We start from the raw sequence: 26,201 nt of genomic DNA, 5'->3' as shown, positions 1-26,201 counted from the left end.
GCGTCAGCCGATCCTGAACTCGATGGTTTCCATGGCGTCGAGCCGCGGCAGCGTGAGGTGGAGATAATCGCCGCGCCGTTCCACCGGCACGTCGCGTTCGGCAAAGACCAGCCGCGCCGCGTTGCCGGTGAAGCCCTCGGGCGCGCGCACCTCCAGCGCCAGAGCGTGCAGTGGTACCAGTTCCTGGATGATGCGGCGCTGCCCGGTGTTGAAGCTGCCGGGCGAGGAGAAGTTCACCAGCGAGACCACCAGCCGGTCGTTGCGCTCCAGCACGGTGACGTCGACGAGGCCGGGGCCGTGGACCCGCACCACATCACTCCAACCGGACGCGCTCTTCACCGCATTGCCGATCAGCTGGAACAGGTCGCGCAGCCCGTAGCGGAAGCCGATCAGGTCCGGTTGCCAGGGGAAGTGGATGACGCGTCCTGACCCCGAGGCACGATCGATCACCATCGGATAGTCGGTGACGTGCTCGATGACGTTGAACTCCGGCACGCTGATGCCGCTGCCGACCTCGCCCTCGACCGGCGGGATCAGGGTGATCGGGGCGACGCGCTGCTCGCCATCGGACGTGCGCACGAACACGATGTCGCCGGCGACCGGCAGGAGGTCGGTGCCGTCGAAGCCGGCGAGCAGCGGGTCAGCCGGATCGCGGATGGCGGCGTAGGCCGCGCGCAGGCCCTTCCAGGTCACGCCGGTCTGCGTCACGCCGGCGAGCCGGTGCAGCAATGGCTCGGCGTGGGGATGGCCGAGCTCGTCGAAATCGCCGGAGCGATAGGTCGAAACGACGAGGCCGCCGTCCTTCACGAAGCCCTCCAGCGCGGCGAGCGCAGCTTCCGACAGGCAGGCAGCATTGGGCAGCATGATGGTGCGGTAGCGCGCCAGCGTCTCCGCGGTGATGCGGTGTCCCGAGACGATGTCGAACGGGATGCGCTGGTCCATCATCGCGTTGTAGGCGCCGCGGAAATGGTCGAGATAGCGTCCGGTCGGGTCCTGGTGGCCGAAATTGTCGAGGCTGTGCCGCGAGAACACCAGCGCCACTTCCGCGGCCGAGCGGTTGCCGAGATAGGTGTCGCGGTTGGCGCGGAAGCGCGCGAACAAGGTGCGCAGGCTGTCAAGGCCGCGCCGGTCGAAATGGCGCTCCTGATAGCCGGTGACATGGAGCCAGGGCATCACGCCCTGCGCCATGATCTGGCCGGCCCACATCTGGTTCTCCGCCGCCGGCACGCTGTAGAAGCGCCACCACGGCAGGAAGTAGCTCACGGTGATGCCGCCGCCCTTGCCGGGGGCGAGTTCGCGCATGTAGCGCGCCTCCAGGCCCGGCCAGAACATGTTGGTGTAGCGGCGCTGCGCCTCGAGCACGATGCCGTCCTGGTGCGGCTCGGTGTAGTCGAGGTCCCAGCCACCGACGCGCGAATGGTCCCAGGATTCGGCAACCTGGCTGAGCGGGATCCAGGCGCATTCCGGGCGCACGCGGGTCTTGAGCGCCTGCACCTCGGCGTTCCACTCGGCGATGCACTCGTAGCGCCATTCATTGTACTGGCGCCAGGTCTCGTCGCCCCAGTTCTCCTCCGGGATCGCCTTGCCGGTGCGGGCGCGGAACTTGGACTGGCAGGCCGCGCAATGGCAGCGCGGCGTGTGCCAGGGCGAGAACTGCGCGGCATTGGCCCAGAGGCCGTCGAACGGGTAGCGCGTCAGCATCTCCTCGACGACGCGCATCATGAAGTCGCGGTAATAGCCGCCATTCGGGCAGGTGATGAAATGCCCGTGCACCGAGACCGGCGCGCCGGTCTTGTCCTGCACGAACCATTCCGGCCGCTCCTCATAGAGCTGGCGCGAGGCCATGGAGGGATCGATGCGGGCGATCGGGCGGATGCCGCGCGTCTTCAAGGCCGCGATCATTTCGGCCGGCAGGTCGCGATCTCCCAGTGTGGCGGCGCGCGGGTGGTGCTTCACCTGCGTCGGATAGAAGGCGACGATGCCGCCGACCGAGAAGCCGAGAGCGTCGAGCGAGAAGGACTTGGCGAACTCCGCCATCTTCTCGACATCCCAGGTCGCCGCATCGCCTTCGCGCAGCGTCATGATCATGACGAGCGCCTGCTTCAGCCAGCTGTGATCGATATGAGACGTCATGCGATTACCCATGGTTCTGCGGCCGCCCGCGCGACGGGCGTGGAAAGTGGACGGGTGAGCGGCGCCGGCTAGGCGGCGACGCTCGTGCTGAGGATCGGGTCGGAGCTGAGCAGCTCGCGGGTGTAGGGGTGCTGCGGGTCGGTGAAGATCTGCCGGGTCGGGCCTTGCTCGACGATGGTGCCCTTGTGCATCACCAGCACCCGGTCGGCGAAGCTGCGCACCACCGGCAGGTCGTGGGCGATGAAGAGATAGGACAGGCCGAACTCGTCCTTCAGGTTCTTCAGCAGCGCGATGACCTGTGCCTGCACCGAGACGTCGAGCGAGGACACCGCCTCGTCGCAGATGATGATCTCCGGCTTCAGCGCCAAGGCGCGGGCAATGGCGATGCGCTGGCGCTGGCCGCCCGAGAATTGGTGCGGGAAGCGCGCGGCGTGCTCGCGCAACAGCCCGACCTGTTCCAGCAGGTCGCCGACCCGCTCCTTCCAGAGCTGGCGCGGCAGCACATCGCGGTGGATCGCCCAGGGTTCGGAAATGATCTCCATCACGCTCATGCGCGGATTGAGCGAGGCGGTCGGATCCTGGAACACCATCTGGATCTGGCGGCGCGCAAAGTCGCGGCCGTCGGGAGTGGTGTGGATCAGGCTCTGGCCGCGATAGAAAGCGTCGCCATTGGTCGCCTCTTCCAATCCGATCAGCGTACGCACCAGTGTCGACTTGCCGGAGCCGGACTCGCCGACAATGCCCAGCGTCTCGCCGCGCCCGAGCGTGAAGGACACGCCGTTGAGCGCCAGGACAGGCGGCTTTGCCGGCCGGAACAGGCTCGCGGCGCTGGCATATTCCTTCGAGAGGGTCTCGACCCTCAAGAGCGGCTCTATCTCCGCGGCGCGTTCTGCCGTCGCCGGGAAGCCGTGCCGTCCGGGGACGGCGTCGAGCAAGCTGCGCGTATAGGGGTGCTGCGGGGTCTCGAACACCTCTTTCACCGTGCCGGTCTCGACGATGCGCCCGCCATTCATGATGGCGACGCGGTCGGCCATGCCGGCGACGATGCCGAGATCGTGGGTGATCATGAGCAGGCCCATGCCGCGCTCGCGCTGCAGGTCCTTGAGCAATCGCAGGATGCGCGCCTGCACGGTGACGTCGAGCGCGGTGGTCGGCTCGTCGGCGATCAAGAGGTCCGGGTTCAGCGCGATCGCCATCGCGATCATGATGCGCTGGCGCTGGCCGCCGGAGAATTGGTGCGGATAGTCGCCGAAGCGCGCCGCGGCATTGGGCAGGCCGACGCGCTCCAGCAACTCCAGCGCCTTCTCATTGGCGGTGGTGCGCGCCACGCCGTGCGAGCGGAACGTCTCCGCCACCTGCCAGCCGATCTGGTAGACCGGGTTCAGCGCCGCCAGCGTGTCCTGGAACACCATGGCGATGCGCGAGCCGTTGATCTCGCGTTGGCGCTCCGGCGAGACCTTGAGCAGGTCCTCGCCGCAATAGAGCACTTCGCCCGAGGTGATCCGACCCGGCGGAATGTCGATAAGCCCCATCAGCGCCGAGGAACTGACGCTCTTGCCCGAGCCACTCTCGCCGAGAATGGCGAGCGTCTCGCCGCGATCGATGTGCCAGGAGACATCGCGCACCGCCGGCACCACGCCGCCCTTGGTGTGGAACTCGACCGAGAGGTTGCGGACCTCGACGAGATGACCATTGTCCTCAGCCATTGGCGGGCTTCCTGGATTCGAGCCGCCAGCGCTGCACCGGATCGGTGACGATCCGCACCCAGTTGGCGAGTAGGTTGAGCGACATGGCGGTGAGGGTGATGGCGAGGCCGGGCCAGAAGGCGACCCACCAGGCGGTGCCGAGATAGCTCTGGCCCTGCGCCACCATCGCGCCCCAGGTGAATTCCGGCGCCTGAATGCCGAGGCCGAGGAAGCTGAGACTCGATTCGGACAGCATCACGAAGGCGAATTCCAGCGTCGCGATGGTCACCAGCGTCGGCGTCACCGTGGGGCGGATGTGCTTCCACACGATGCGCCAGGGGGAGGCACCCATGACCCGCGCCGCGACTACAAAGGTGCGCTCGCGGATCTCCAGCACCTCGGCGCGGGTGGTGCGCAGATAGATCGGGATGCGGGTGATGGCGAGCACCAGTATGACGTTGGCGACACCAGGCGTGAGCACATAGAGCACGATCATCGCCAGCAGCAGCGACGGGAAGCTCATCAATATGTCGGCGAGGCGCATGATGATGCTGCCGGTCCAGTCGTTCCGATAGCCGGCAACAAATCCGAGCAGCGAGCCGATCAGCAGCGCGGCGATGACCGAGCAGCCGGCCAGCATCATGGTGTTCTGCGCGCCGACGATGATGCGGGCGAGGATGGAGCGGCCGAGCGAATCCGCGCCGAGCACATAATGCCAGCCGAGCTGCGTCGACAGCGGCGGCGCGTTGCGCGCCAGCAGGTTGATCTTGGTCGCGGTAGCGCCGAACAGCCAGGGCCCGAAGCAGGCGGCGAGCACCACCAGGATCAGGAACAGCACGGCGACGAAGGCGAACTTGTCGCGCCACAACAGGCCGAGCGACTGGCGCCAGGCTGAGGGTTCGGCCACTGCGAGGGAGGGAGCCGTCATGGTCATTTCCACCCTCACGCGTGCTTGATGCGTGGATCGAGCAGCGCGTAAGCGAGGTCGATCACGATGTTGAGCAGGAAGATGGCGGCGGCGGTGACGATCACGCCGGCCTGGATCACCGCGAAGTCGCGGTACTGGATCGATTCCATCATCAGCCGGCCGATGCCCGGAAAGCCGAAGATCATCTCGATCACCACCGCGCCATTGATCATGCCCGAGGCCTGGTCGCCGGCGACGGTAATGATCGGCAGCATGGCGTTGCGCAGCGCATGGACGAACACGATGATGCGCTTGCGCACGCCCTTGGCCCGCGCCGTCTTCACATAGGCCGAGGACAGCGCGCTGATCATCGCCCCGCGCACCACCTGGGCCAGCAGGCCGCAGGGCCGCACCGCCAGCACCACGACCGGCAATATCCAGTAGGCCAACCCGCCGGTGCCGGAGGTCGGCAGCCAGCGCAGCCACACCGCGAACACCAGCACGCTGACCAAAGCCAGCCAGAAGTTCGGCAGGCTGGCGCCCGCCAGCGAGATCATGTTGACGAAACGGTCGAGCACGCCGTTGGGGCTGCGCGCGGCGAGCGAGCCGGCGACGATGGCGATCACCAGCGCCAGTGTCATGGCGGTGGCGGCAAGCATCAGCGAGGTCGGGAATGCCTGCAGCACGAGATCCAGCGCCGGCCGCTCCAGTCGCAGCGAATTGCCGAAATTGAGCTGCACCAGATTGGTGAGGAAGTGCTGGAACTGCACCAGCAGCGGCTGGTCGAAGCCGTTGGCATGGGAGAAGGCGGCGCGCACATCCGCGGGCGCGTCGATCGGCAGATAGAGGTCGGTCGGATTGCCCGTCAGCCGCGCCAGAAAGAAGACGAGGATGATCAGCCCCATCATCGAGATGGCGCTATGGAGCATTCGGTTCGTGACGTAGCCGCCCATGGTCGCCTCCGGAATGTTCTGTCGGGACATTGGGTGCCCCCGCGCGGACCGGACCGCGCGAGGCACCCTCGTCTCATTTGGTCTCGGCGTACTCACCCGTCTTCTTGCGCAGCTCGGCGCGCTCGGCCGGCGTTTCCCATTGCTGGGCGTATTCGCTTTGCTCCCACGCCTCGAGGTCGAGGAGGCCGATGCCCATGCCGAAGCCAGGCTCGCTGGTATAGGTGTTGACCATGAAGGCCAGCCATTTGCCGTCCGGGCTGACATTCGAATTGCTGGCGCGCCAGGGTGCGCGGTCGAACATGCGGGTCATGCGCACGCGGCGGCTTGAACCGTCGAGCTTCAGCTTCCACAGATCGATCGGCGGGAACTGGTCCACGAAGTCGCATGAGGATTCGAGGCAGATGTGCTCGTGGTTCGGGAAGATGCCTTCCGGCTCGTTATGGGTCAGCGGCTCGTCAATATAGGTGCGCACGTCCAGCGTCTTGAGGTCGATGCCGCGGGTCTGCGTCCGCCACGTCGTGCTGCGATCGCGCGGGCCGATATATTCGGCCATGACGACCTCGGTGTCGTTGTTACGGAAGTCCTGCGGCTCCGGCCGGCGCAGCCCGGTGGGCGAGCGGTAGATCGGCCGGGTGGCGCCGAGCTCGGCGCCGTTCGGGCCGTAGTCCAGCTCGGTCACGTAGCACTCGAAGTCCTCGATGGTGCCGAGCCGCGGATCGTGCTCGCCATGGCGCGAATAGGTGATGCGGTCGGCGATGGCGGAGACGCCGATGCCCTCGAAGAAGGTCAGGCCGAGCGGGCGCGGCGGCGCGCTGGCATCCTTGTCCATGTACCAGAGCTCGGATTCCACGTAGCGGCTGACGTGGTGATGCTTGAACTGCTTCGGCCCGATCAGCAGATAGTCGCCATTGCGCAGGAATAGCACGCGCAGGAACGAGTGGTGTTCGCCGTTCGCGCCGGTGAGGTTGCGGATCTGCCGGGTATCGAGGTCGATCTCGTGCACGTCGCCATAGGCCTTCTCGACGAAGGCGATGCGCTTGCCGTCCGGCGACCAGTAGGGACGCGCCCCGTATTTGCACAATCCCTGATGGAAAGGCGGCGGATTGTCGAAGATGTGCTCGCCCTCATAGGGAGCATTGTCCCACTTGAAGATAGGCATGGGTCTTCCTCTCTCGGCGGATTGTCGATCACGGCAGCTCGGGGAGGGCGGCCGCGCTGGCCGCCTTCCGGAAATGAGCGCTACTTGAAGGTGATGGCGCTCAGTTCGAGCTTGCCCTGGGTGGTGAAGTCCGGCGTGTAGGACACGCGCTTGCCGACCCGGATGTAGCTGACCATGTGGAACAGCATGACGTCCGGCACGATGTCCTGCTGGATCTGGCGATTGGCCTGCTGGAACAGCTTGGTGCGTTCCTCGCCGGTCGAGACCGAGGCTTGCTGCAACAGCTTGTCGAGCGCGGGGTCGTAGATGTTGGTGAGGCCGCCGTTCGACGTGTAGTAGACGATCATGGTGTAGAAGGCGTCGCCGGCGACGTTGTCGTGCAACTCATGCACCATGGTCGGGCCGCGGTCGGTGGGATACGGCTTCCGGCGGATGGCCGAATGCTGGATCTTGTCGACCATCTGGATCTTCACGTTCAGGCCGATCTCCTGCCAGTTCTGCACCAGCGTCTCCAGCATCTCGCTGAGATTGGCCTGCATGAACTCGCTGCCATAGAGCACGATCTCCTTGTTGACCGGCACGCCGGCGGCCTTGGCCTCGGCGATCAGCGCCTTTGCCTTGGCGGGATCGTAGGGCCACGGCTTCAAAGTGGGGTCGTAGCCATTGACGCTGGGCAGCATGAACTGGCTCGCCGGCACCGACAGCGGGCTGACGATGGTGCCGATGAAGGCGCTGCGGTCGACGGCGAGGTTCATCGCCTTGCGTACCCGCACATCGTTCAGCGGCGGCTTGTCCATGAAGAAGCGGACGCGGCTGGTGTCGGCGTTGAGATAGCCGATGTCGGTCTCGGGATTCACTGCGTCCTGCGGGGCGATCTGCAAGCCGATATCGGCTTCGCCGACCTGGACCATGGAAGCGCGCAGCGCCGGCTCGGAGCGCCACACATAGGTGGCCTTGCGGACCTGCGGCTTGTCGCCCCAATAGCCGTCGAAGCGGGTGAGGACGAGGCTCTGCGCCGGGTCCCAGCTGGTGAAGACATAGGGGCCAGTGCCAACCGGGGCGCGCGAGGCTTCCTTCATCGAGGTGCTCGGCGCCGTCATGCCGGTCTGCGCCAGCGTCAGCGGCATCAGCGGCATCGGTTCGGTGGTGACGATGTCGACGGTGTATTTGTCGACCGCCTTGGGCTGGATCCTCACGCTGCCGAAGCTGCGGATCATGTCGCGGCAGGCCAGTTCCGGCACGAACTGGCGGTTCAGCGCGGTGACCACGGCATCGGCGTCGAACGGCGTGCCGTCGTGGAACTTGACGCCCTCGCGCAGCTTGATGCGCCAGGTCCGCGGGTCGACCTGCGTCCATTCGGTGGCGAGGTTGGGCAGCGGCTTGCTGGTCTTGGGATCGAGCTTGAGGAGTGTCTCGACGACGTTCTCCTTGAGCACGAGGCCGATATAGCCGGTCGAGTTCATGTGGCACGGCTCGACCACGTCGACCGCCGATGCCATGACGATCTTGATGTCCTTCGAGGTATCCTGCGCCTGCGCAGGAGCCGCGAACGGGACGGCAGCTAAGAGGACGGCACCGAGCACGGCGGCGGCGCCCGCCGACACTATTCCGGTATTCTTCATCTATCTTTCCTCCCAAAGAATATTGGGGTGTACCCCAATTATACTTCCGTCATTTTGACGGCGGATGGCGATTGGTGCGCCGGATCACATGGAACTGATCCGGCGTTCGGCTTTTTCCAGCCAGTCGCGGCTGATCTCGACGCCCCAGCCAGGGCCGGCCGGCACCTCGATCTGGCCGTCGACCACGTTGAACGGATCGGAGGCGAGCAGCCCCTCGATCCAGGGCGCCGGCTCGATGCTGAGTTCCATGAAATGGCCGGCGTTCGGCAGCGCCGCCTGCAGATGGGTGGTGAACACCGAGACCATGGAACGATTGGCGGCGTGCGGGGTGCAGGGTAGCCCGGCTTCCTCCGCCATGCGCGCGACGCGCAGGGCGCGGCTGATGCCGCCGACATAGCAGATGTCCGGCTGCACGATATCGGCGGCGCCCATGCGGATCATGCGGCGGAACTGGGCGAGGTCGACCTCCTGCTCGCCCTGCGACACCGGGACGGTCAGCGCGGCCGCGACCTCGGCGGTCCATTCCAGCTCGGGGTAGGGGCAGGGCTCCTCGAAATGGCCGACGCCGTTGTCTTCCAGCATCCGCCCGACCTCGATCGCGCGCTTCGGCGTGAAGCCGCTATTGGCGTCGCACAGCAACTCGCAATCATCGCCGATCGCCTTGCGCACGCTCGGTACGATGGCCTCGGTACGGCCTGGCCAGCGGTCGACATCATTGCCGAAATTATTGCCGATGCGGATCTTGAAGGCCGCGAAGCCCTTGTCCTGCTGCAGCCGCGCCAGCCGCTCGGCCTCGTCCTCCGGGGTAATGTCGCGCCGCATGCTCGAGCCATAGACCGCCTGGCGGGTCTTGGTAGTGCCGAGCAATGCGGCGACGCTCTTGCCCGCGCGCTTGCCCTTCAGGTCCCACAGCGCGGTGTCGATGCCGGCAATGGCGCGGGTGGTGTAGGAGCCGGGGAATTTGTGGGCGCCGACCCAGCAACGGTCGACCAGGGCGTCGATGTCGGAGGGGTCAGTGCCAAGCACGACGGGCGCCATCTGCCGGTGCAGGATGGTGGCGGTGATGTCGGCATTGTAGGGCGCGACCTGGCCGTAGCCTTCGAGCCCGTCCTGCGTCGTCACCCGCACGATGCTGATGAATTCCGTGGAGAAGGTCTCCACGCTCGCGATCTTCGACATTTCCATCCCTGCCATTCGCGGTCCGGTTGACCGGCTCATTTTGCAAGGATGCTAGAGCTAAACTTTTCGGTTGATAATATGATAAATACTCGTTTCATTCCGTACGAAAAGTATCGAATGGGAGCGAACCCATGGACAAGCTGCGCGACATCGAAACCTTCGTGGCCGTCGTGGAGGCCGGCAGCTTCGCCAGGGCCGCCGGAATCGAGGGCGTCACACCGGTGATGATCGGCCGACGCATCACCCAGATCGAGAAGCGCCTCGGCGGCGAACTGCTTCAGCGCAGCACGCGGCGGCTGACGCTGACGCCGGCTGGCGAACGCTATTACCAGCACGGCATCGAGATGCTGGCGCGGCTGCGCACTGCCGAACGGCTGGCGAGCGACGGGCGCGACTACGCCACCGGCCAACTCATCATCTCCTGTCCGTCGGGCTTCGGCCGCCATCATGTGGCGCCGAACCTGCTGGAATTCATGACTGCCAATCCGGACGTCAATGTCTCGCTCAATCTGAACGACCGCGTCGTCGACCTCGTGCGCATGGGCTATGAGATCGGCATCCGCACCGGTCCGGTGCTGGATCCCAATCTCGTCGTCACCCGGCTGGCGCCGAACCGCCTCGTGGTCTGCGGCACCCCGGCCTATTTCGCCCGGCACGGCGCGCCAAAGACGCCGGAGGATCTCGCCCAGCACAATTGCCTTGCCTATAACGAGCATGGCGGCCAGCCGCGCGGCTGGCATTTCCAAAGCGGCGGTAACACCATCACCATCCGGCCGAACGGCAGCCTGACCAGCAATGACGGCGCGATGCTGACGCGCTGGGCGTTGGAGGGCGTCGGCCTCGCCTGGCGGCCGCAATGGGAGGTGGCGCGCGAGATCGCCTCCGGCAACATCATCACCGTGCTCGACGCGTTCGCCTCACCCCATCACGACATCGTCGCCGCCTATCCGCAGCAGAATCCGCTGCCGGCCAAGATTCGGCTGCTGATCTCCTGGCTGAAGGAGGTCTATGCCCGGCCGGGCTACTGGAGCGGGGAAGGCGCCGGTGAATAAGTACAAGGAGATCAGGGCCTTCGTCGCAGTCGCGACCGAGGGTTCGATGGCCAGGGCGGCGGTCAAGGAGAAGATCACGCCGGGCATGCTGGGGCGCCGCATCGACGGGCTGGAGCAACGGCTCGGGGTCAAGCTGCTGCACCGCACGACCCGGCTGCTGACCCTCACCGAGCAGGGCCGGCTGTTCCTCAAGCATTGCGATGAACTGCTCACCGACCTTGAACTCGGCGAGAACGAGCTGTTCCCGGACACGTCGGAGGTCAGCGGGCAGATGCTGGTGCTGGCGCCCCCCTATTTCGGGCGGGAGCACGTCGCCGCCCATGCCGGCAGGTTCATCGCCGCCTATCCGGCGGTACGGCTGTCGTTCAACCTCAGCAACGACTATCCCGACCCGGTGCAGGAGGATTACGACCTGTGCATCCGGATCGGCAATGTGATCGATCCGGATTTCGTCACCACCAAGCTCGCCAGCAACCGGCGCGTCGTCTGCGCGACGCCGGCCTATCTCGAAAAGCATGGCGTGCCGCGCAAGCTGGAGGATCTTGCCGATCACAATTGCCTTGCCGTCAATCTGCAGGCAGACCGCCATCGCGACTGGCTGTTCCAGGAGGACGGCAAGCTGGTCGCGGTGAAGGTGGACGGCAACATGGATTGCAGCGACGGTGAGGTGCTGGTGCGCTGGGCGCACGATGACCTGTGCCTCGCCTGGCGCTCGACCTGGGAGGTCGGCGCCCAGCTCGCCTCGGGCGAACTGGTCAGCGTGCTCGACGAGTATGCGCTGCCGAGCTTCGACATCACGGCGGTCTATCCGCGTAACAAGCCCTCACGTCTGGCGCGGCTGTTCATCGCTTTCCTGAAGGACATCTACGCCCAGCCGTCTTATTGGGCGCACGATGGGCAAGAGCAATGACCCGCCGCCGCCGCGGTCGAATGCGCGCGGGGAAACAAACGTAGTGTCCTTGTAATGCCGGTATTGAAGGCGCACATTTCGCGAGTCGATGGACCGTCAGATGAGTTGGCTTCGCGCGGAAGAATTCCGCGTGTCGACAGGCTCACTTCCGCGGAAAAGCGATTCGACTGGCTGCCTGTCCGTAGGGCGACACGCTCGGCACCTTATCGCGGCCCTGCACCTCTCCGAGGCGTGGGGTTTCTCGTTTCACCGGCGGCGCGCGCCGACAGGATGTACAGGAGATAATCATGGCCAAGGGACAAGTACGCAGCAATCGCGAAGCCAAGAAGCCGAAGAAGCCGAAAGAGCCGGCACCCGTGAAGGGCCCGGTATCGATCGCGCTCCCGAAGAAAAAGGGCTGAGATCCCGGAATGGCCGTCCCGACCAGGGAAGCCACGGTCATCTTCCGGCGTCCTGTCAAGCCCGGCACACGCGACCGCTCGCAACCTGCGAGGGCCTGTCGGCTGATGATCGATGAGCAGGAGAGGTCGCGTATCTCCCTCCTCGCGTAGGTCGTGCCGGCTTCCAAGTGGCGGCGACGCCCAATGATCCGATCGCTACTGGTTGGTTTTGCGTCCGATTGAAGAATTGGCGAGCGGCGACGAGGTCCTCACCGATGCCTTGTTCAGCTCTTCGATCCGCTTGATGAACGCTTCCGGCAGATACATGTTCGGGTTAGGCGTATCGAGGCCAATATATCTGGCGATATCGGCGCCGAACGAATTGCAATTATAGGTCGTTGCGTGCCAGGTCGTCTTTGTGGCCTGTAAATTCTTTATATAAGCTTCGGCCCTGCGGTATTCGGCTTCGGTCAGCGGAACGCAGAAGCGCGCCGTCAGATACTGCTCGTCCAGGTCGCCATAGCTGGCCCCGGTCTCGGCCGGCACCGGTATCCAATGCCCCTGAATATACACTGCGGGATCGTCGCCCTTCGGGTGCAACCCGGCGACTTTAAAGCTCGCAAAGCCCTTGCCGCTGCCGATCCGCCCATGAAACACGAAGGTGTGGCCGTAGCTCGCCGCCGTGCGGGAGCGGAACTCGACGAAGTAAGGCTTGCCGGGCTGAGCCGCAGCCTTGCAGCCGGCGGACGTGACGGGTTCCTTGATTTTCTCCTGCGCCGTCGTGCCGGTGGCGGAAGCTTGCGCGCGCGCTGCACTTGAAGGTTTGGCCGCCGCTGGGCGGGGCGCATGCGCTGCGGCTGCCGGTGAACTCGCCGGCGCGGCAGCGCTGGCTGCCGGCGGCAATGCCGAAGGCGTGGCCACAGACGTGGCAGGCGCACTTGAAGACGCGGCAGACGTATCCGGCGGCGTGGCAGGTGTGGCCGAAGTTTCCGGCGTTGCGACGGGTGCTGCCGCGACCGGTGCTGCGGTGGTGTTCGGCGTCGCCGTTGTATCGGCGCCTTGGGCCGCGGCAAGCGAGACCGGTAGCCATACGGTAAAGGCCACGGCGCCAGCGATCGGGAGGAGGCAGGCTATGACGACATTGCGCACGATGACCACCCGGCTTGCCGAAGGGGACTCGAATTCCGAAAAGGAATGAGCGCGCCAATCAGGGGCGCGCCCCTGCGATCTCTAGGGGAGATAAAAATATCTCGCCGAAAATGAGAAGAAAGGGCCGAGTTTTTGACTCGGCCCCTCCTCACCCCCACTCAACCCTTGGAGACGACCGGGACCGGTTCCTTGCCGATCGGCGCTTTGCCGACAGTGGCACAACCGACGACACCGAACAGAGTAAGCAACGCAGCACCAGCGACGAGAAGTTTCTTCATGGAATCAACCCCCATTTTACGCATCAAGGTTAGATGCACGCCGAAGGCGGCAGCTAGTGCTGAAAAGCCACAGGCATTAACCTTCGGTAGAAAGGTGCTGGGCTATGCTGAAGGGGTGCGTCTGGTTTGCGTCTACTCGCGAGCTACTATCAAGTCGAAGTTGAACGGAAATGGCAACGTGTAAGTGCGTTTCGTAATGCCGTTACCGTTTCTTGATAAAACCCTGGAGATCGACGATGTATGCAAGGTTGCGAGAATTGGGGTTTATTATATCAGTCTTCGGCCTGATTGCCCCAGCGTCCGCCATGGCTCGCGAAACCGTCTCGTTCGATGGTTATTCAGCGGGAACCATCGTGGTCAAGACGAAGGAGCGGCGCCTCTACTATATGCTCGGTGACGGCAAGGCTGTGAAATATCCGGTGGGGGTCGGTCGCTCCGGCCGCACCTGGACCGGCACGAGCTACGTCAGCGGCAAATACATAAGGCCGGCGTGGTCGCCGCCGAGCGAGATACGCGCAGACAAGCCATCGCTTCCCGCGGTGATTCCCGGCGGCTCACCCTCCAATCCCATGGGCGCGGCGGCTCTCACGCTCGGCTCCGGCGAATACGCCATTCACGGCACCAATGCCCGCCGTTCGATCGGCGGCTTTGTCTCCTATGGCTGCATCCGCATGTACAACGAGGATGTTCTCGACCTGTACGGCCGGGTCGGCTACGGCACCCAGGTTATCGTCCTGCGATAGCCGCGCTATTGCGTCCCGATCCACTCTGCGAAACGCGCCGGGGGGCTTGAAGTGGGCCATGCCCGCCCCTAATGTGCGCCGCGCTGAGCGGGCGTAGTTCAATGGTAGAACGGCAGCTTCCCAAGCTGCATACGAGGGTTCGATTCCCTTCGCCCGCTCCAGCTTTCCCTCGACAAAGCCAAGAGCCTCTCCGGATGCGCGGGGATACGTTGCCGATGTCGGAGCAGCCCGCCCAGCCGGCCCGCACCATATGGGGGCGCGCCAATTCCGTGAACGTCCAGAAGGTTCTGTGGTGTTGCCACGAGCTCGGATTGGAGTTCACGCGGATCGATGCGGGATGGCACTTCGGCCGCAACAGGGAACCTGAGTATCTGGCCATGAATCCCAATGGCCGTGTGCCGACCCTGGTCGAGGATAATTTCATCCTTTGGGAGTCGAATACGATCTGCCGCTATCTCGCGCAGAAGTACGGCCCCGACAGCAGGCTCTATCCGGGAGATCTTCGGCAACGTGCCATGGTCGACAAGTGGCTTGACTGGAGCATTTCGTCCTATGGGCCGGTGGAGCGGGATCTTTACTGGGGCCTGATCCGGACCGCGCGGGATGAGCGGGACATGCCCGCATTGAACAAGATCGCCGACCGGCTGGGCGTGCTGTGGGAGATTGTCGACGCCAATCTCTCCGGCCGCCGCTTCATGGCGGGCGAGGAGTTTTCACTGGCCGATATCTGCCTCGGGGCCTATGCGCGCCGGTGGTTCGGATTCGTCGACTTGGAAAAGCCGAGCTTCGTCAAGCTGGCATCCTGGCATGATCGCATCTCGCGTCGGCCAGGATACCGGCTCCATCTTGCGCATCCCTTGACCTAGAGCCCTTTCCGTTCGGATGGAAACATCCGAACGACAAGAAAGTGCTCTAGATTCAATAAGCTGGAGCAATTCCTCTTCGATCAGATGATTCCATCTGATCGGGAAATGCTCTAGCTTCCGCGGGCCAAGCTTCCGCGGGCCAGGGCTATCCTCACCCGACCGGAGGGTGGTTCGACGGCAACAGCGCGAGCCTGGTTTCCTCGTCATTGATCGGGGGTGTCAGGGCCGTCGTGGTCGGGCGTCCCGAGCCGAGAGCCCGCGCCGGTTCGTTACAGGAGGGATCGAGGGTTTTTTACCATCCGAAGCACGCCGATCCGATGGTGCACGAACCCCAGCCGCATCCGCGTTTCGACTCAGAGCGCGGTCATGCCGCCATCGACGATGAGATCGATGCCCGCGATGAAGCTGCTTTCGTCGCTCGCCAGGAACAGCGCGGCGGCGGCCAGTTCGTCCGGACGGCCCAGCCGCTTCATCGGAATGCTTGCGGCCCAGTTCGCGCGAACCGCCTCGCGTCCTTCGGGCGTGCTGGCCTGGAGGTCCATGATCGGCGTGTCGAACGGACCCGGGCTGAGCGTGTTCACGCGAATGCCGCGCTCGATCAGTTCGGCGGTCCAGGTGCGCACGAAGGAGCGTACGGCTGCCTTGCTGGCGCTGTAGGTGCCGTACCCCGCTGCGCCCTTATTGGCGGCAATGGAGGAGACAACGATGACCGAGGCGCCGTCACTGAGCAGCGGAAGCGCCCGATTGACGGTGAAATAGAGGCCGCGAACGTTCACACCAAAGGTCTTGTCGAAATTGTCCTCGGTGGCCTCCAACAAAGTCTGGGGAGCGACGATGCCGGAATTGGCGACGAGAACGTCGATCCCTCCTTGCTCCTGGCGGATTCTCGCGAACAGCCGGTCGAGGTCCTCGATGCTCTGGACGTCGCCCTGGACCGCGGCGGCATTGGCGCCGATGAGCGCGACCGCCTTGTCGAGCTCCTCCTGGCGGCGACCGGTGATGTAGACGAAGGCGCCTTCCTCGACGAAACGCTTCGCGGTCGCAAGGCCGAGACCGCTGTTGCCGCCGGTTATCACGGCGACCTTTCCGGCTAGCTTGGACATTGTGTGCTCCTGATGCCCGGGGCGATCCGGCGGTGGGTTGCGAGCGAGAATAAGCTTCATTCCGGATTGGACTATCCGCCCAGGGCGGCGAGCAAGTCCTTCTGCCTCAGCGCCAGCCCTGACCCGGCGCGCTTGCGGGGCGGCCACCAGATCTCCATCTGATCCTCGACACAGCAACACGCCGGGCCCGACGGTTCAATCCTCGGCGCGCTGGCGGCAGCGGCGCTCGTCGTCGTTGTTCGAGGACCAGACCATGGGTTACATCGATAAGAATCTGGCTCCCGTCGATGACGGCGCGCTGATGGATGCCTATTCCCAATCCATCGCCCACGCCGTCGACATCGTCGGTCCGGCCGTCAGCCGGATCGAGCGGGTGGGCGGTCGATCCGGGCACGGCTCGGGCTTTGCGATCTCGCCGGACGGCTTGATCGTCACCAACAACCACGTCGTCGACGATGCCAGGCTGGTGCGCATCACCACGCCCGACGGCCTTGTCACCGAAGGGCGCGTGCTCGGCCGCGACATCGACACCGATATCGCGCTCGTCCGCGCCAATACCAGTATCGGCAACTGGGCGCGGCTCGGCGATTCCAAGCGCCTGCGCCGCGGCCATATCGCCATTGCGATCGGCAATCCGCTCGGCTTCGAATGGACCGTGACCGCCGGCATCGTCTCCGCGCTCGGCCGCTCGATGCGGGCCGCGAACGGCTATCTGATGGACGACGTCATCCAGACCGACGCCGCGCTCAATCCCGGCAATTCCGGGGGGCCGCTGGTCTCGTCCGGCGGCGAGGTGATCGGCGTCAACACTGCGGTCATCCAGGGCGCGCAGAGCATCGCCTTCGCCGTCGCCGCCAATACCGCGAACTTCGTGGTGTCGGAAATCCTGCGCTACGGCCGCGTCCGCCGTGCCTTCATCGGCATTGCCGGCGACACCATCGAATTGCCGCGGCGCATCGCACTGGAGGCCGGCACCACGCAGAAGACCTCGGTGCGGGTGCGGCGCGTCGAGCCCGGTAGCCCGGCCGAGCGCGGCGGGCTGGCGGACGGCGACTATATCCTCGCCATCGACGGCAAACCCGTCAGCGGCGTGGACGATATCGTCCGGCTTCTGGACGGCGAGAAGATCGGCCACGGCACTGAGTTCCTCGTATTCACGGTGGCGGGCAAGATCGAGACCCGGACCCTGCTGCCGCTGGCGCGGGCCTGAGAGGCGCCGCTTGCAGTTGCGAGTGGCCCCAAGGCACTCGTGACGCCCGGGCTTGTCCCGGGCATCCACGTCTGTCCCTGCGCATGAGCGTGGATGGTCGGGACAAGCCCGGCCATGACAGTGTGAGGAGGACGAACCGGCGCCTCCAATCACCACACAATTTGGACATTGCGGGCCCTCCCGGCATTGCGGAGAATGCCGCGAGGGCCGAAGTGCCCGCGACCAGGCAGGAGACGGACATGTCGGAGCCGGTGAATGACGACATTGTCGCGGTGGTGCGGGCCTATGTCGAAGCCATGGCCGCGGCGGATGAACCCCGGCTGCGCGCCGCTTTCCACCCCGCGGCTGCGATCATCGGCAACTATGAGGGCGAGGTCGAATGGCTCTCGCTCGATCAGTTCATCGCCGCCATTCTCGACGCCGGTGCGTCGCCCGTCGGCCGCAGCCCCTATTGGGACATTGAGAGCGTCGACCGCACGCCCGACAGTGCGGTCGTGCGCGTGGTCGACGACTTCGCCGGCATGCGCTTCACCGATCATCTGTCGCTTTTGAAGATCGGGCCGGAATGGCGGATCGTGAACAAGCTCTACCATCTGCGCGCGGCAAACGAGCCTGAACTGGTCGAACTGGACGCGCTCAATGCCTCGAATGACGGATAAGTAAATCCACGCGCGCCGCTACTTCAGCAACGCCGCCTCGGCGTCCTCGGGCTTGTGGAAATAGTGGCCCTGATAGAGCTTGACGCCCAGCGCGCGCAGCCGGTCGAGCTCCGCCTGGCGCTCGACGCCTTCCGCCACCAGTTCCAGCCCAAGCGACTCCGCGATCGAGACCGCGGCCTTCACCAGCGCCTCGTCGATCGGGTCGTCGAGCAGGTCGTGCGTCACCGCCCAGTCGATCTTGATGCCGTCGACATGGAGCCGCTTGAGCACGTCGAAGCTGTTATAGCCGCTGCCGAAATCGTCGAGGAACAGGCGCACGCCGCGCTCGCGCAGCGTGTCGACGAAATCGGACAGCGCCTCGATGTCCTCGATCTCGTCGGTCTCGGTGATCTCCACCGCAAGCGTGCGAGCGGCCTCGGGGCTGCGGTGCAGCAGTTCCAGGAAGCGCCGCTGGAAAGCGGGATCGGTGAGGGTGCGCACGCCGAAATTCATCGAGACGTAGCGGTCCGAGCCGGCATGGGCCAAGCGCACCGCATAGTCGATGGTGCGCCGGCACACCCACTCATCGATGCGGCTCATATAGCCGAGCCGCCGCGCCGCCGGCAGGAAGCTCGCCGGGGTGCGCGGCAGGCCGCGCTCATCGACCAGGCGGATCAGCGCCTCATAGCCGGAAATGCCGTCGTCGGAGACGATCGCCTGCAGGTGCAGCACGAACATGTCGGCCTCGAGCGCGAGCTGGATGCGCTCGGCCCAGCTCAGCGTCTCCTGGGCATGGCTGACGCTCAGATCGCCGAGATCATAGAGCTGGATCCGCCCGGGCCCGGCATCCTTGGCGATGTAGCAGGCGGTGTCGGCGGCGGCGAGCAGGCGCGCCACCGAGGAGAGGTTCGTCCCCGCCCGCGCCAGCCCGATGCTGAGGCCGAGGCTGAAACTGCGGCCCTCGGCGACGAAGCTGCGGCCGTGCACCGCAGCATTGAGCCGCTCGGCGACGCGCATCGCCTCTTCTTCCTCGACCTCGGCGAGCACGACGGCGAATTCGTCGCCGCCGATTCGCGCCAGCAGGTCGTCGGCGCGCAGTTGCCGCTTCAGCGTCTGAGCGATGCCGCGCAGCACCTCGTCGCCGGCGGCATGGCCGACCGTGTCGTTCACCACCTTGAAGCGGTCGACATCGATGTAGAGCACGCACACCCCGTTCGGGCCGTCGTGCAGCAACTGGTCGAGCCGCTCCTCCAGCGCGAAGCGGTTCGGCAGGCCGGTCAGGGCGTCGCTGCGCGCCTGGCGCGCCACCAGCCGGGCGAATTCCGAGAGCGCGTCGGTGTGCCGCTCGAGCTGGGCGCGGATGGCCACCAGCTCCGCCTCGCGCTTCTTCTGGCTGGTAACGTCGGTCCAGATACCGACGACGCTGCCGTCCTTCATGCGGCGATGGCTTGCCAGCACCCAGCCGCCATTGCGCAGCGGCACTTCGAGCCGGGTGTCGTCCGCGCCGCCCAGCTGCTGCATCATTCGCGCGGCGAACCCTTCGGGATCGGTACCCGCCTCGACGAAGCGGCCGGTCAGCGCCGCCTGCCGCAGCAGTTCGTCAAGGGCGGCGCCGTTCAGCGATGCGGTGGCAGCATCGCCCAGCATGTCGCGAAAGCGCTGGTTGCAGAGTTGCACGCGGCCATCCTCCTCAAGCAGGACGAAGCCTTCGCCGATGCTGTCGATGGTGTCGAGCAGATGCTGCTCGGTGGCCTTCAGCTCGCTGATATCGGTCCAGGTGGAGACGATGCCGCCATCCGGCGTGCGCCGCTCGCGCACCCGCACCCAGCCGCCATTCTCCAGGCAGATGGCGAAAGGCCGCCCGTCCGCCGCGTGGTGGCGCGCGAGGCGCTCGGCAACATAGTGCTCGGGATCCGCGACCCGCGACCATTCACCGTTCGGCACCTTGACGAGGGTTTCGAAGGTCTGGCCGTGCAGATCGCCAAGCACCATCAGGAAGGGAAAGAATTCGGTGAATCGGCCATTGTGCAGCACCAGATGGTCTTCGGCGTCGAAGAGCGCGAAAGCATCGCTCATGGATTCGAGTGCCGCATCCAGCCGAAGTTGCACAGCGTCGCTCTCGCGGCTCACACCATCACTGGAGGCCGCCGCATCGATCTCGATGCTTCGCGCTTTCACCATGCCGACCCGGTCGCCCCGCTGCACGGATATCCGACGCAGCGGATATCCAATGCTACGTCAAATGTTCCAAAAATTCGAACCGTCGTCGCGCCAATTCCGAACCTCCGCGACAAGTGATCCGCATATTACCGTTACCCGCAGGCGCTGACACCGCTTTCCTTCCGGAACGGGAGATTAGGGTTTATATCTGTATTACTGGATGTGACGGTGCCGCAGGCGAGCGGCGGCCGGAGGTGAGTTTTGGTCCTTCCCGAGATCGACATGGCGGCGCGCGCAAAGCACGAGGGCGGGCGCAGCCTGCTGGCTTTGCTGGTGCCGGCTCTCATCGGCGTTGCCTTGCTCGCTGCGGCGATCGGCCTCTGGGCACGCCACGGTGCGGCCGTTTTCTTCGACATGGTGGCGGCTGGCATCGCTTATTGCTTCTGACCCCGGTCGTACCGCTCCATGCAACGCCGCATCCTGCTGTTTCTCGCCATTTTCGTCGTCGGCGCCGCGGCCATTGCCGCCGCCACCTTCGCCCTGTTGCCGGGCCCGCAGCGCGTCGCCACGGCGTCCGCGGTCGGCGGGCCGTTCCAGCTGGTCGACCAGGGGGGGCAGAGCGTCACCCAGGCCGACTATGCCGGTGCGCCGTTCCTGGTCTTCTTCGGCTTCACCCATTGCCCCGATGTGTGCCCGACGACGCTGTTCGACATGTCGCAGGCGTTCGATGCGCTGGGGCCGGATGCCCGCAAGATCGCCGGCCTGTTCATCACCGTCGATCCGCAGCGCGACACGCCCGAGGTGATGAAGAGCTATCTCGGCAGCTTCCATCCGAGCATACGCGGCCTGACCGGATCGCCCGAGCAGGTGGCGGCGGCGATCAAGGCCTACCGCGCCTATGCGAAGAAGGTGCCGACGCAAGGCGGCGACTACACCATGGACCACACCGCGGTGGTCTATCTGATGGGCAAGGACGGCGCCTTCGTCGCGCCGCTCAATCTGAAGCGCCCGCCGGCCGAGGTCGCGGCCGATCTGCGGAAATATCTGTAGGACCCAACGTCGTCATCCCGGACGGCCGCCGGCCGATCCGGGATCGCGCAAACGCTCTTCGCCTTCTTGCGATCCCGGCGCTATGGCTTCGCCTCCGGCCGCGATGAGGGCGCTATCGCGGCGGCTCTCGCCTCCCGCCGGCCGAGACGCTACAAGCGGGCAGGTGGCGCGGCGCGAGTCCGGGCCGTGCGAGGCTTTGATGCGGAATCTCGGTGACATGTCTCGGATGTGCGGTGCGGTCATCCTCGCTTTGGTGTTGACCCTCGCCTCGCTCGCCGTCCCGTCTTCCGCGATGGCACAGAAAGCGGGCACCTCCGGCCCCGGTGCCACTGGCTCCGTCGCGGTGCCCGGCTTCTGGGATCCGAAGCGTCGCCCGGAGCGGCCGGACGTCACCCGCCTGCCGAGCCAGATCCGCTTCGTCACCACCGACGACTATCCGCCCTTCAGCTTCCGCGGCACGGACGGCCAGCCGAGCGGCATGAACATCGATCTCGCCCGCGCCATCTGCACCGAGCTTGCCGTGCCCTGCACGCTGGAAGTGAAGCCGTTCGGCGAACTCGTCGCCGCTCTCGATGCCGGCACTGCGGACGCCGCCATTGCCGGCATCGCCATCACCAAGGACAGCCGCGACACCGCGGATTTCACCGACCGCTATTTCCGCTCGCCGGCGCGCTTCGTCGCCCGCAAGAGCGGGCTGATGGACCAGGTGACGCCGCAGACGGTCGCCGCCCGCACGGTCGGTGTCGTCACCGGGACCGCGCATGAGGCCTATCTGCGCGACTTCTTCGCCGAGACCGCGATCCGCGCCTATCCCAATTCCGACGCCGCCCTCGACGCGCTGAAGCGCGGCGAGGTCGATCTCGTCTTCGGCGATGGCGTGCAACTCGCCTTCTGGCTCAACGGCTCGGCGTCCGCCAATTGCTGCGCCTTCACCGGCGGCCCCTTCACCGAAAGCCGCTATTTCGGCGAAGGCATGGGCATTGCCGTGAAGCGCGGCAATGACGCGCTGCGCCAGTCGCTGAACTACGCGCTCGGCCAGCTCTGGGAGAAGGGCATCTATACCGATCTCTATCTGCGCTGGTTCCCGATCAGCGTCTACTGAGGTCAGCCATCGCCCAGCTGTCGCGAGCGCTGGAAGGCCGGGCGCGCCGCGCAGCGCTCGACATAGGCGGCAAACGCCGGGCGCGGCTCGATCAGCTTGAACATCATGCCGTAATTCAGGTTCGAGCCGATCATGACGTCGGCCGCCGAGAAGCGGTCTCCGAGCAGCCAGGGCTTGTCAATCACGCCGGCTTCCAGCACGTCGACGACGCGCTCGTAGGAGCCCCAGCCGGCGGTCGAACTCGCCATCTCCAGATTGGTCACCTTCTGGGTGATGGCGGCTTCGATCATCGGCCCGAAGAACAGCCAGCGCAGATAGTCGCCGCGCTTCTCGTCGCCCACCGGCGGCGCCAGTCCGGCCTCAGGCAAGCGCTCGGCGACATAAGCGAGGATGGCCCCGGATTCCGCGACCTTCACCGGCCCGTCTTCCAGCGCCGGCACCTTCATCATCGGATTGACGGCGGCGTATTCCGGCTTCGCCTGCGCGCCGCTGCGGATATCGACGAGCTCGCGCTCGTAGGGCATGCCGGTCTCTTCCATCATCCACAGCGCGGTGATCGCCCGCGACTGCGGACACCAATAAAGCTTCATGGACTACCTCCCCGTTGGCTTCGTGGGACATAACGAGAACATATGCCGCTGTCCATCGCGGATCCGTGTTCAAGCTATTTGACGCTGCATCCGTGTCTGCCTAGTGTCCGCGCCTTCCGCTGACAGAGCCCAGGAGGGCACATCATGACGGCGACCGCTTCGGTCGAGGATTTTGCATCGGACCTGCGCCAGGCGGCCGAGACGGCCAGCGCCTGGCCGTTCGAGGAAGCGCGCAAGATCATCGAGCGGCTGAAGCGCAAACCGAAGGATGAGGTGCTGTTCGAGACCGGCTACGGCCCGTCGGGCCTTCCGCATATCGGCACGTTCGGCGAGGTGGCGCGCACCACCATGGTGCGCCATGCCTTCCGCGTGCTCACCGACGACCGGATTCCGACGCGGCTGATCTGCTTCTCGGACGACATGGACGGGATGCGCAAGATCCCCGAGAACGTGCCGAGCCGCGCCTTCCTCGAGCCCTATCTGCAGATGCCGCTGACGTCGGTGCCGGATCCCTGGGGCGGCGAATATGCGAGCTTCGGCGACCACAACAACGCCATGCTGCGCCGCTTCCTCGACACCTTCGGCTTCGATTACGAGTTCGCCAGCGCGACGGAATACTACAAGGCCGGCAAGCTTGACGCGGTCCTGCTGCGCGCCGCCGAGCGCTATGACGACATCATGCAGGTGATGCTGCCGACGCTCGGCGAGGAGCGCCAGGCGACCTACAGCCCGTTCCTGCCGATCTCGCCGTCGAGCGGGCGCGTGCTCTATGTGCCGCTGAAGGAAGTGAACGCCAAGGCCGGCACCATCACCTTCGACGACGATGACGGCACGGAGACGACGCTGCCGGTCACCGGCGGCCATGTGAAGCTGCAATGGAAGCCGGATTTCGGTGCCCGCTGGGCCGCGCTCGGCGTCGATTTCGAGATGTTCGGCAAGGACCACCAGACCAACGCGCCGATCTATGATCGCATCTGCGAGATCCTCGGCGGCGAGGCGCCGGAACATTATGTCTATGAGCTGTTCCTCGACGAGATCGGCCAGAAGATCTCGAAGTCGAAGGGCAATGGCCTGACGATCGACGAGTGGCTGACCTATGCCAGCCCGGAGAGCCTGGCGCTCTATATGTTCCAGTCGCCGCGCTCGGCGAAGAAGCTGCACTTCGACGTCATCCCCAAGGCGGTCGATGAGTATTACAACTTCCTCGCCCGCTATCCGGTGCAGGACGTCAAGAACAAGCTCGGCAATCCGGTCTGGCACATTCATGCCGGCAATCCGCCGGTCGAGGAACTGCCGCTCACCTTCGGCCTGCTGTTGAAGCTCGCTTCGGCCTCCAATGCCGAGGACAAGGAAGTGCTGTGGCGCTTCATTGGCCGCTATGCGCCCGGCGTGACCGCACAGACCAGCCCGACGCTGGACAAACTAGCCGGCTATGCGGTGCGCTATTTCATCGACCGGGTGAAGCCGCGCCGCGCCTTCCGCCTGCCGGACGAGGTGGAGGCGGATGCGCTGCGCCGGCTCGACGCCGCGCTGGCAGCGCTCGATGGTTCGGACCGCGATGCGATCCAGAACGCGGTGCTCGACGTTGCCCGTCCGGTGCCGCGCTATCAGGACGCCAAGCGCAAGGGGCCGGATGGTGGGCCCGGCGTCTCCTTCGCCTGGTTCAGCGCGCTCTACGAGTTGCTGCTGGGCGAGAGCGAGGGGCCGCGCTTCGGCACCTTCGTCGCCGCCTACGGCATCCCCGAGACCCGCGCGCTGATCGCGCGGGCGCTGTCGGGCGAACTCGCCAAGGGCGCAGCTTGAGCTTTGCCATGGCATGGCCTGAGCAATGCTCAAGCCATGCTACGGCTTGGCCATCGCAGGTACCTTGGGTTTGACGAGGGTCACCAGCAGGAGGCCGGCGGCGATGAAGGCGGCGCCGGCCAGATCATAGCCGTGCAGGCTCTCGCCGAGGAACAGATAGGCGAGGATGGCGACGAACAGCGTCTGCAGATAGAGCAGGGCGCTCGCCCGGCTGGCGCCGAGCGCCTCGACGCTCCAGTTGAACAGGTAATACATCAGCGCTCCGCCCGGGATGGCGACATAGGCAAGCGCGATGAAGCCGTTCCTGTCGAGTGCGGAATGCATGCCGGCGGCGAATTCCCAGAGAAAGAAGGGGAGCGCCGTGAGGCTGGCCGCCCCGAGCAGCAGCACCAGCAGTGGCAGGCGCGGCACCTCGAACTTGGCGCGGCGCAGCAGCACCGTGTAGAGGCCCCAGCACAGCGCGCTGGCGACGATCCAGAGTTCGCCGGCATTGACGTCGAGCCGGAGCAGCGCCGAAAGGTCGCCATGGGCGACGATGACCACCACGCCGATCAAGGCGAAGCCGGAGCCGATCGCCTGGCCGAGACTCATCGTCTCGCCGAGGATGAAGCGAGCGAGCACCATGGTGGTGATCGGCATCAGTGCCATGATGATGCCGGCGGTGGTGGCATCGGCATAGTGCAGGCCGGTGTAGATCAGCCCCTGGCAGATGGCGAGGCCGATGCCGCCGATGATCAGCACGTCCAGCGGCCGCGTGCGGAGCAGCCCGGTCATGACGCCGAACTGGCGGTGGACGAACGGCAGCAGGATGACGAAGGCGAGGAACACGCGCCAGAAGCACAGCGTCCAGGGCGGCATCTCCGGCGCCACCCATTTGGCGGCGATATAGACGCCGGCGGAGAGCAGCCAGCACAGCACCGCGACCGCATAAGGCACAGTGAGCGAGCTGCCTTCCGCCTTTCCAGGCCCAGCCGTACCATCGGGCAGCGCCGAGATATGTATCGCCATGTCTTCCCCCCCGCCGACACAGATATATGTCAGCCAGTCTTGCAGGCACTCGCCAGAGTTGCCAACGGCTTCTCGATGCGATCGGGGGCGAGGCCGTATTGCGCGCCCTTCACTTCGAGCACGAACGGCCGGCCGGTCGTGATGATCCTCTGGAAGTCGCCAAGCGTGCCGCGCGCCTCGACATCGATGCCGGCGGTTTCGTCGTTCGGTATCGCCCGGCCGTCGAACACCGCTTTCGCTCCGCTGTTGGCGAGCGTGAGCTGCGCCGCGTCACCGGCCTTCAACCCATCCGAGCCGATCAGCGAGCGGACCTTGATGGCGTCGCTGCCGCGCGTGCAGGAGATGTCGATGATCTGGTTGTCGCTTTCCGGCAGGCCCATGATGAGATGCAGCTCATTGCCATTGGCGTAAGTGTGCCAGACCAGCTGGTCGTCGGCGGCGGCATCGAGGGCGGCGCAGAAGCCGGCAAGGGCGAGGCCGACCATCAATACGGGACGGAACATCGGATCACCTGTGGTGGT

General features: G+C 65.4%; 24 protein-coding genes and 1 tRNA gene. 12 read left to right on the top strand and 13 right to left on the bottom strand.

Annotated features, from left to right (window positions below):
• Positions 1–3: 3 nt before the first annotated feature.
• From G3545_RS12725 to G3545_RS12695, 7 genes are all read right to left on the bottom strand, one after another.
• Positions 4–2,133 carry an alpha-amylase family protein gene (locus G3545_RS12725; protein ID WP_170013087.1) on the bottom strand — a complete coding sequence of 710 codons (2,130 nt, stop codon included), beginning with the start codon at positions 2,131–2,133 and terminating at the stop codon, positions 4–6.
• 68 nt (positions 2,134–2,201) lie between these two features.
• Entirely contained in the window at positions 2,202–3,839 is a 1,638-nt protein-coding gene (locus G3545_RS12720) for an ABC transporter ATP-binding protein (protein ID WP_170013085.1), read from the bottom strand.
• Complete coding sequence (locus G3545_RS12715; protein ID WP_170013083.1) at positions 3,832–4,752, bottom strand: ABC transporter permease; 921 nt, start codon at positions 4,750–4,752, stop codon at positions 3,832–3,834. The genes G3545_RS12720 and G3545_RS12715 overlap by 8 nt, the downstream gene beginning before the upstream one ends.
• 8 nt (positions 4,753–4,760) lie before the next feature.
• Entirely contained in the window at positions 4,761–5,678 is a 918-nt protein-coding gene (locus G3545_RS12710; protein WP_170018060.1) for an ABC transporter permease, read from the bottom strand.
• Between the two features lie 73 nt (positions 5,679–5,751).
• The gene (locus G3545_RS12705; RefSeq protein ID WP_170013081.1) at positions 5,752–6,837 is read right to left on the bottom strand and encodes a PD40 domain-containing protein; all 1,086 of its coding nucleotides are present in this window, start codon (positions 6,835–6,837) and stop codon (positions 5,752–5,754) included.
• Positions 6,838–6,917: 80 nt separating this feature from the next.
• The gene (locus G3545_RS12700; RefSeq protein WP_170013079.1) at positions 6,918–8,459 is read right to left on the bottom strand and encodes an ABC transporter substrate-binding protein; all 1,542 of its coding nucleotides are present in this window, start codon (positions 8,457–8,459) and stop codon (positions 6,918–6,920) included.
• An 84-nt stretch (positions 8,460–8,543) separates the two neighbouring features.
• Positions 8,544–9,638, bottom strand: a complete 1,095-nt coding sequence (locus tag G3545_RS12695; RefSeq protein ID WP_170013077.1) for a mandelate racemase/muconate lactonizing enzyme family protein — start codon at positions 9,636–9,638, stop codon at positions 8,544–8,546.
• 131 nt (positions 9,639–9,769) lie between these two features.
• Between G3545_RS12695 and G3545_RS12690 the strand changes: the two genes are divergently transcribed.
• The gene (locus tag G3545_RS12690; protein ID WP_170013075.1) at positions 9,770–10,690 is read left to right on the top strand and encodes a LysR family transcriptional regulator; all 921 of its coding nucleotides are present in this window, start codon (positions 9,770–9,772) and stop codon (positions 10,688–10,690) included.
• Positions 10,683–11,600, top strand: coding sequence for a LysR family transcriptional regulator (locus G3545_RS12685; RefSeq protein WP_170013073.1), 918 nt, complete (start codon positions 10,683–10,685; stop codon positions 11,598–11,600). The genes G3545_RS12690 and G3545_RS12685 overlap by 8 nt, the downstream gene beginning before the upstream one ends.
• A gap of 596 nt (positions 11,601–12,196) precedes the next feature.
• Here the strand turns inward: G3545_RS12685 and G3545_RS12680 are convergent.
• Positions 12,197–13,129: a hypothetical protein gene (locus G3545_RS12680; RefSeq protein WP_170013071.1), complete on the bottom strand. Its 933-nt coding sequence runs from the start codon at positions 13,127–13,129 to the stop codon at positions 12,197–12,199.
• Positions 13,130–13,712: 583 nt separating this feature from the next.
• Here G3545_RS12680 and G3545_RS12675 point away from each other — a divergent pair.
• The 3 genes from G3545_RS12675 (at position 13,713) to G3545_RS12665 (ending at position 15,016) form a co-directional block, all read left to right on the top strand.
• Complete coding sequence (locus G3545_RS12675; protein ID WP_246702811.1) at positions 13,713–14,150, top strand: L,D-transpeptidase; 438 nt, start codon at positions 13,713–13,715, stop codon at positions 14,148–14,150.
• 87 nt (positions 14,151–14,237) lie between these two features.
• Positions 14,238–14,311 (top strand) — tRNA-Gly (locus tag G3545_RS12670).
• 54 nt (positions 14,312–14,365) lie between these two features.
• On the top strand, positions 14,366–15,016 hold the full coding sequence (locus G3545_RS12665) for a glutathione S-transferase N-terminal domain-containing protein (RefSeq protein ID WP_170013067.1): 651 nt from the start codon (positions 14,366–14,368) through the stop codon (positions 15,014–15,016).
• Positions 15,017–15,369: 353 nt separating this feature from the next.
• Here the strand turns inward: G3545_RS12665 and G3545_RS12660 are convergent, their stop codons facing one another.
• Positions 15,370–16,119: a glucose 1-dehydrogenase gene (locus tag G3545_RS12660; protein WP_170013065.1), complete on the bottom strand. Its 750-nt coding sequence runs from the start codon at positions 16,117–16,119 to the stop codon at positions 15,370–15,372.
• Positions 16,120–16,372: 253 nt separating this feature from the next.
• Here G3545_RS12660 and G3545_RS12655 point away from each other — a divergent pair, with 253 nt between their 5' ends.
• Positions 16,373–17,329 (top strand): trypsin-like peptidase domain-containing protein, encoded by a 957-nt coding sequence (locus G3545_RS12655; RefSeq protein ID WP_170013063.1) that lies wholly within the window; start codon positions 16,373–16,375, stop codon positions 17,327–17,329.
• Positions 17,330–17,568: 239 nt separating this feature from the next.
• Positions 17,569–17,988, top strand: coding sequence for a nuclear transport factor 2 family protein (locus G3545_RS12650; RefSeq protein ID WP_170013061.1), 420 nt, complete (start codon positions 17,569–17,571; stop codon positions 17,986–17,988).
• A gap of 18 nt (positions 17,989–18,006) precedes the next feature.
• Here G3545_RS12650 and G3545_RS12645 read toward each other — a convergent pair whose 3' ends face one another.
• A complete protein-coding gene (locus G3545_RS12645; RefSeq protein ID WP_170013059.1) occupies positions 18,007–20,043 on the bottom strand; it encodes an EAL domain-containing protein in 2,037 nt (678 codons plus the stop codon).
• Here G3545_RS12645 and G3545_RS12640 point away from each other — a divergent pair.
• The 4 genes from G3545_RS12640 (at position 20,005) to G3545_RS12625 (ending at position 22,279) form a co-directional block, all read left to right on the top strand.
• The gene (locus G3545_RS12640; protein ID WP_170013057.1) at positions 20,005–20,265 is read left to right on the top strand and encodes a hypothetical protein; all 261 of its coding nucleotides are present in this window, start codon (positions 20,005–20,007) and stop codon (positions 20,263–20,265) included. The two genes, G3545_RS12645 and G3545_RS12640, sit on opposite strands and share 39 nt — an antisense overlap.
• A 144-nt stretch (positions 20,266–20,409) precedes the next feature.
• A complete protein-coding gene (locus G3545_RS12635) occupies positions 20,410–20,574 on the top strand; it encodes a hypothetical protein (protein ID WP_170013055.1) in 165 nt (54 codons plus the stop codon).
• A gap of 18 nt (positions 20,575–20,592) precedes the next feature.
• The gene (locus G3545_RS12630) at positions 20,593–21,177 is read left to right on the top strand and encodes an SCO family protein (RefSeq protein WP_170013053.1); all 585 of its coding nucleotides are present in this window, start codon (positions 20,593–20,595) and stop codon (positions 21,175–21,177) included.
• A gap of 199 nt (positions 21,178–21,376) precedes the next feature.
• Positions 21,377–22,279, top strand: a complete 903-nt coding sequence (locus tag G3545_RS12625; protein ID WP_246702810.1) for a transporter substrate-binding domain-containing protein — start codon at positions 21,377–21,379, stop codon at positions 22,277–22,279.
• A 2-nt stretch (positions 22,280–22,281) separates the two neighbouring features.
• On the opposite strand, the gene G3545_RS12620 is transcribed toward G3545_RS12625, so the two are convergent.
• Entirely contained in the window at positions 22,282–22,869 is a 588-nt protein-coding gene (locus tag G3545_RS12620) for a glutathione S-transferase family protein (RefSeq protein WP_170013051.1), read from the bottom strand.
• A gap of 144 nt (positions 22,870–23,013) precedes the next feature.
• On the opposite strand from G3545_RS12620, the gene G3545_RS12615 reads away from it, so the two are divergent.
• Positions 23,014–24,672, top strand: coding sequence for a lysine--tRNA ligase (locus tag G3545_RS12615; RefSeq protein ID WP_170013049.1), 1,659 nt, complete (start codon positions 23,014–23,016; stop codon positions 24,670–24,672).
• 39 nt (positions 24,673–24,711) lie between these two features.
• Here the strand turns inward: G3545_RS12615 and G3545_RS12610 are convergent, their stop codons facing one another.
• Both G3545_RS12610 and G3545_RS12605 read right to left on the bottom strand, forming a co-directional pair.
• Positions 24,712–25,680, bottom strand: coding sequence for a DMT family transporter (locus tag G3545_RS12610; protein WP_170013047.1), 969 nt, complete (start codon positions 25,678–25,680; stop codon positions 24,712–24,714).
• 29 nt (positions 25,681–25,709) lie between these two features.
• Positions 25,710–26,183, bottom strand: coding sequence for a hypothetical protein (locus tag G3545_RS12605; protein ID WP_170013045.1), 474 nt, complete (start codon positions 26,181–26,183; stop codon positions 25,710–25,712).
• Positions 26,184–26,201: the final 18 nt, after the last annotated feature.

Source organism: Starkeya sp. ORNL1 (assembly GCF_012971745.1).
In the GTDB taxonomy this organism is placed as follows: Bacteria; Pseudomonadota; Alphaproteobacteria; order Rhizobiales; family Xanthobacteraceae; genus Ancylobacter.
This window is presented reverse-complemented; position numbering and strand designations above follow the sequence as displayed.

Coding starts and splice junctions, on each gene's coding strand:
- G3545_RS12725 (WP_170013087.1), bottom strand. CDS start 2,133: ATGACGTCTCATATCGATCACAGCTGGCTGAAGCAGGCGCTCGTCATG.
- G3545_RS12720 (WP_170013085.1), bottom strand. CDS start 3,839: ATGGCTGAGGACAATGGTCATCTCGTCGAGGTCCGCAACCTCTCGGTC.
- G3545_RS12715 (WP_170013083.1), bottom strand. CDS start 4,752: ATGACCATGACGGCTCCCTCCCTCGCAGTGGCCGAACCCTCAGCCTGG.
- G3545_RS12710 (WP_170018060.1), bottom strand. CDS start 5,678: ATGGGCGGCTACGTCACGAACCGAATGCTCCATAGCGCCATCTCGATG.
- G3545_RS12705 (WP_170013081.1), bottom strand. CDS start 6,837: ATGCCTATCTTCAAGTGGGACAATGCTCCCTATGAGGGCGAGCACATC.
- G3545_RS12700 (WP_170013079.1), bottom strand. CDS start 8,459: ATGAAGAATACCGGAATAGTGTCGGCGGGCGCCGCCGCCGTGCTCGGT.
- G3545_RS12695 (WP_170013077.1), bottom strand. CDS start 9,638: ATGTCGAAGATCGCGAGCGTGGAGACCTTCTCCACGGAATTCATCAGC.
- G3545_RS12690 (WP_170013075.1), top strand. CDS start 9,770: ATGGACAAGCTGCGCGACATCGAAACCTTCGTGGCCGTCGTGGAGGCC.
- G3545_RS12675 (WP_246702811.1), top strand. CDS start 13,713: ATGGCTCGCGAAACCGTCTCGTTCGATGGTTATTCAGCGGGAACCATC.
- G3545_RS12665 (WP_170013067.1), top strand. CDS start 14,366: ATGTCGGAGCAGCCCGCCCAGCCGGCCCGCACCATATGGGGGCGCGCC.
- G3545_RS12660 (WP_170013065.1), bottom strand. CDS start 16,119: ATGTCCAAGCTAGCCGGAAAGGTCGCCGTGATAACCGGCGGCAACAGC.
- G3545_RS12655 (WP_170013063.1), top strand. CDS start 16,373: ATGGGTTACATCGATAAGAATCTGGCTCCCGTCGATGACGGCGCGCTG.
- G3545_RS12650 (WP_170013061.1), top strand. CDS start 17,569: ATGTCGGAGCCGGTGAATGACGACATTGTCGCGGTGGTGCGGGCCTAT.
- G3545_RS12640 (WP_170013057.1), top strand. CDS start 20,005: ATGGTCTTCGGCGTCGAAGAGCGCGAAAGCATCGCTCATGGATTCGAG.
- G3545_RS12645 (WP_170013059.1), bottom strand. CDS start 20,043: ATGAGCGATGCTTTCGCGCTCTTCGACGCCGAAGACCATCTGGTGCTG.
- G3545_RS12635 (WP_170013055.1), top strand. CDS start 20,410: ATGGCGGCGCGCGCAAAGCACGAGGGCGGGCGCAGCCTGCTGGCTTTG.
- G3545_RS12630 (WP_170013053.1), top strand. CDS start 20,593: ATGCAACGCCGCATCCTGCTGTTTCTCGCCATTTTCGTCGTCGGCGCC.
- G3545_RS12625 (WP_246702810.1), top strand. CDS start 21,377: ATGCGGAATCTCGGTGACATGTCTCGGATGTGCGGTGCGGTCATCCTC.
- G3545_RS12620 (WP_170013051.1), bottom strand. CDS start 22,869: ATGAAGCTTTATTGGTGTCCGCAGTCGCGGGCGATCACCGCGCTGTGG.
- G3545_RS12615 (WP_170013049.1), top strand. CDS start 23,014: ATGACGGCGACCGCTTCGGTCGAGGATTTTGCATCGGACCTGCGCCAG.
- G3545_RS12610 (WP_170013047.1), bottom strand. CDS start 25,680: ATGGCGATACATATCTCGGCGCTGCCCGATGGTACGGCTGGGCCTGGA.
- G3545_RS12605 (WP_170013045.1), bottom strand. CDS start 26,183: ATGTTCCGTCCCGTATTGATGGTCGGCCTCGCCCTTGCCGGCTTCTGC.